The organism is Hyalangium sp. (assembly GCF_035629615.1).
Taxonomy (GTDB): Bacteria; Myxococcota; Myxococcia; order Myxococcales; family Myxococcaceae; genus Hyalangium.
In genome coordinates this window covers 1-4634 of record NZ_DASPHO010000379.1, presented here as the reverse complement: position 1 = coordinate 4634, position 4634 = coordinate 1, and the positions used below count along the sequence as shown (strand labels likewise).

General features: G+C 68.3%; 2 protein-coding genes and 1 pseudogene. 1 reads left to right on the top strand and 2 read right to left on the bottom strand.

The features are described from left to right. Positions 1-215 precede the first annotated feature (215 nt). Together VD972_RS19345 and VD972_RS19340 are read right to left on the bottom strand one after the other, a co-directional pair. Entirely contained in the window at positions 216-1823 is a 1608-nt protein-coding gene (locus VD972_RS19345) for a S8 family peptidase (protein ID WP_324989104.1), read from the bottom strand. Between the two features lie 803 nt (positions 1824-2626). Then, on the bottom strand, positions 2627-4201 hold the full coding sequence (locus VD972_RS19340) for a serine/threonine-protein kinase (RefSeq protein WP_324989102.1): 1575 nt from the start codon (positions 4199-4201) through the stop codon (positions 2627-2629). A 176-nt stretch (positions 4202-4377) separates the two neighbouring features. On the opposite strand from VD972_RS19340, the pseudogene VD972_RS19335 reads away from it, so the two are divergent. Next, positions 4378-4634: pseudogene (locus VD972_RS19335) on the top strand (hypothetical protein); the annotation flags it as partial.

Below are 4634 nucleotides of genomic sequence, written 5' to 3'. Positions count from 1 at the left end.
TGGGCCTCCATGCGGCGCGAGGGCGGGCGGGTGCGCACCACCTTCTATCTGGCCACCGAGGCCTACGGCGCCATGGCACCTCGCAACTCGGACTCCCACCGTGTCCACGTGCCGGATGTGAAGAACGCCGAGGTCTTCCGGCTCAGCGCCTGAAGCGTGGCACCCAGGCGCCTTCACCCGAGCCGCGGGAGGATCCGCGGCTCCGGGCCTGCCGGTCAGTAGGTCCCGGCGATGACCTTGGGCAGCACCTTGCGCAGGTCCGGCAGCGAGCCGATCTTGCGCGAGTCAGCGGCCTGCGCGGTGCCATTGCCGCTCAGCACGCCGCGCATCTGCTTGGAGGTCAGCCGGCGGCCATTGGCGAGCGCCACGCCCTGCGCGCTGGCGGCCGCGCCGGTGATGATGGGCGAGGCGCTGGAGGTGCCGCTGAACGTGGCGGTGTAGAACTGATTCTCGCCGTACGCCGAGCCGAACAGGGCGCCGTAGCCCATGGAGTAGACCTTCTCGCCCCAGCCGTGCACGTCCACACGGCTGCCGTAGTTGGTCCAGCACATGGGCACGCGCGTCGTGGAGGTGCTGGCGCCCACGATGATGGCGCCTGAGTCACGCACGGTGCGGTTGAAGGCCGTGCCATACGCGGAGCTGTCCAGGTTGGCGCTGCCGTTACCGGCGGCCTCCACTACCACCACGCCGTTGGCGGTGGCCGTGGCGATGGCGTCGTAGTTGGCCTGCCAGTACTCCATGGCGATGTAGTTGCACTGGGCGGTGTTGCAGGTGCAGGCCGTGCCGTCGGACGGGCCCTGCGAGTGCAGCTCAATCAGGATGACACCTCCGAGGCCCGCGGCCGTCGCGGCCTTGGAGATGGCGGTGGCAGAGCTCTGGCTGCCGACGGAGGACACGCCCGCCTGCGCCTGGTTGGCGATGCCCGTCACGCCGTAGGCGTTGGCCACGCCGACGATCTCACCCAGCACCGCGGTGCCGTGGTTGCGCCAGCCAATGTCGTTGTACTGCGTGCCGATCTGGGTGAAGAGGGCCGGCATGTCCTCGTGGGTGGTGCGCCAGCCGCCCTCGATGTCTACTACCTTGACGTTGAGCCCCTTGCCGCCGCCCACCGTCCACGCGTACTTCGCGTCAATGCCGCCCGGCGCGGTGTTGAGGTAGCCCTGGTTGGCCTCGTACAGCGGGGTGGTGGGCGCGATGTCGGCGGCGGCCAGCAGGCTGCGCACGGCCGCGTCCATGCCGAAGTTCACCATGGCGGGCTCGGGAGGGGGCTCGGCGTAGGCCACCTCGACTCCCTCCAGGGCGTTGAGCCTGGCCACGAGCTCGGCCACGCGCTCGGCGGTGGTGCCCGGCAGCAGCGGCACCTCGAAGTACAGGTTCAGGTCCGCCAGCTGCTGACCGCTGAGCTCCTCACCAGAGGCCTTGCGTGCCTCCAGCGTGGCCTCGTCCTCATCGAAGTGACGGGCCAGGGCACCGATGCGCGGGGCGCGCTCGAGGAGTGCCTCCGTGCTGGAGATAGAGGCCTGCAAGCGCGCCTCACTCAGGCCACGGCTGGCCAGCAGGCCGCGCTCGGCCGCGCCACGCTCAACGGACAGGGCTGTCAGCCGGCCACCGCGGAGGCGTACGCGGCTGCCCTCGTGGAACTTCACCACCAGGCGCTCGACGAACGTGTCCGCGGGCAGCTCGCGGCCCGTGTGCTTCTCGGCCATGGCGCGCGGTGCCAGCAGCTTCGGTGCGGCCTCGGCCGCTTGCGGAACGGCGCACAGGGCCAGGCCCACCAGGGCGCTGAGGATCAAACGAGAGGGGAGAGGCGATGTCTTCGGCATGGAGTTTCCTCCGAAACGGGGGGGGACAACACGTGACGCGCGAGCCACCCAGGGCAACTCCCGGAGGACCGCGATTCACCCGGATAACATGACATACACGTCTGTCATGTAATAACCGTTTCTGACCACCCGGTCGTTGAAGAGCTCCCCCTGGACCGCGCCGGGGGGAGGAGGTTGGCCGCCATGAGGGGCATGCGCCACCTGTCTCTGCTCCTCCTCCTCGCATCTGGCTGCTCCAGTTCGTCGCAACACACCTACTCCCAGGCAGCTCCAGGGCCTGGCTTCCCTGCTCCTCCCATGACGCCTGTTGGACGTGGAGCCCCCGTGGTGGGGCAGCCTGGGCAGCAGTCACAGGAATACCCTCGGACTGCCAACGACGCGGTGTGCTGCCGGCATGGACAGGGCCGCCCGGCGCGTGGTGGCAAAGGACACCCTCTCGCGGATGGCGATCAACGTCCGCCAGTGCCTCGCTGCGCGCATGGTTCACGAAGGCATGAGCCGGAACATGCGAGTGCAGGAAGACGGTCGCCGGGATGGTCACTACGACGCAGAGGTGTTCCGACGCTGGAAAGCGGCAGCTGCGCGGCATCCGAAGCGGCTTGGGCTGCCTTGAACAGGCCGGGCAGCGACGCTCCGCAGGCCTCAAGCGACGACGACGCCATGGGGTAGCCCCGGCGCAGAGGTCCTGCCGTAGACGGCGGGCCGCACCCGGCACCACCCTCGCATTCTCAAGCAGCCCTGCGAGGCCAGGGAACTTCTCACGCATGGTAGCCATGAGCCACACCGAAGCGCTCACCCTGGAGCTACGGCTCGTCCGAGGCCGGCTCGCGGCGAGGAGAGTAGAGGGGCACGTAGCAGGTCCCCTCCCACTCGTAAGAACCCGGGTCGCAAGGGGGTTTCATGCGATCAGCCGCGTACCAACAGCCACCGTGAATCTCCACCTCAAGAAACCGGGGTCTACAGGGAGGGCGCCGCTGTCCGTCCAGGGGAGATTTCGGCAGGTCGACGGCGACGCCTGCCGTCTCCGTCCCATACGGCGGCACCTTCTCCTCCACTGCCACAGAGGAGAAGCCGTCACCCAACCCCACAGGGCCACCATCCCTCCCCCCCTCTTCGTGAGGGAGCTCGGCCTGCACCACATCAGGCAACTCCGATGGGTGCGGAGATTCCTCCGGCGGAGCCGCGAGGAGAAAACCCACCAGCGCCAGCGCAGCCGCTAACGGCAAGAACCTCCGGGTGGGAAACCGTGCTCCCTCCTTCTCTGTTGGAGCCTGCGCACGCCTCCGCTCCAAGGCCTCCTGGCGCTCCCACGCCACGCGTGCACGCGCATCCAGCTCCTTCGAGCGCTGGGCCCCCTCCGGATCCCGGCGCCGTGGACGATGCCCCAACCTCTGGCTCACCAGATCCTTCTCCAGGTGCCGCTCAGCAACCGGCTGCGTCTCCCAGGCAAACAGCTGCTCGTCCGCCTCGGGCCCCGCCTCTCTGGCCCCCTGCTCCCACGCCTCTGCCGCCTCCTCCGGACGGCCGTTGAAGCGCCTCGAAGGCTTCACCGACAACAGGCTCATGATGAGCCCGTCCAGCGCCGGGCCCACCTGAGCGTTGAGCTCACGAGGAGCAGGAGCCCCCTTCCCGTTCCACCCCCACACCTCGGAGCCTTCCGCCTCTGGCTGCGTCGGCGGCGGGTACTCATCGGTCACCAGCCGGTACGCCGTCACCCCCAGCGCAAACAGGTCATCGCTGGCACTGGCTTCGTAGTGCGCCTGGGCCTGGAAGCTGTTGAAGCGCTGATACGCCCACGCCTCAGGGCTGCGGTAGGCAATCGTGTTGGGCGGCAGGATGTCCACCGTCAGCACTGCCGCCCCCGCCACCACACCCGAGCCAAAGTCCGTCAGGAATTGCCGCCCATCCGCCAGCCGCACCAGCACGTTGTCCCCCTTCACGTCCCGGTGCACTCCACCCGCCGCCTCCACAGCCGCCAGCGCTCCCGCCAACTGAGCCACCAGTTCCATCGCTTGGCGCTGGGTGGGGTTGCGTTGACTGGACCAGTCGTACAGCGGCACTCCCTCCACCCACTCCATCACCAGGTACGGAAACACCCCCAGCGCGCACTCCCAGTGCCCCTGCCCGTGCAGCTGCGGCACGTTCGGATGACGGATGAGCGAGAGCAGCCCCCCCTCTCGCTCGAAGCGTTCATCCCGTGCGTGGTTGGCCATCTTCAGTGCGAAGAATCCTTCCTCCTCGCGGCCGTCACGCACAGCCTTGTAGACAGTGCCGTAGGTACCCTGCCCTCTCCAGGACACCACACGCCACGGCCCGACCCGTGTGCCCTCCTTCAACGAAGCCGGGTTCTGCTCCCTCGCGAGCAGCCTCGTCTCCATGCGTCCTCCTGGCGTACGGAGCGGCCTGCTCCGCTCCTCGCCACCACACTACCTCATGGGTTGGCCCAATGGCATCCTCCTCATCAGGTATGACTCCAGCTGGACATCCACTGGGGTGAACCCAGGACATAGCTGCTGCCGCCCGGTGCGCCGGTCTCGCCTATATTGAGGCGTCTGTGGCTAGCTCACGCGACTCCCTGAAGGCCGCGCTCCTCCAGCGACTGCTCGAAGCCTCTGCCGACCTTCCTACCTCGACACTCGGACGGCTTGGTCGCACGGCAGGGGCTGCGCTGCGCAGCGGTCGCCTGCTGCTGGGCGCCAGGAAGCAGGGTGCAGCGGGGGAAGCTCCGCTGGATCTGGAGGCGGTTGCGAAGGTGGTCAGCTCTCTCGGCGAGCTCAAGGGCATCGCCATGAAGATGGGGCAGATCCTGAG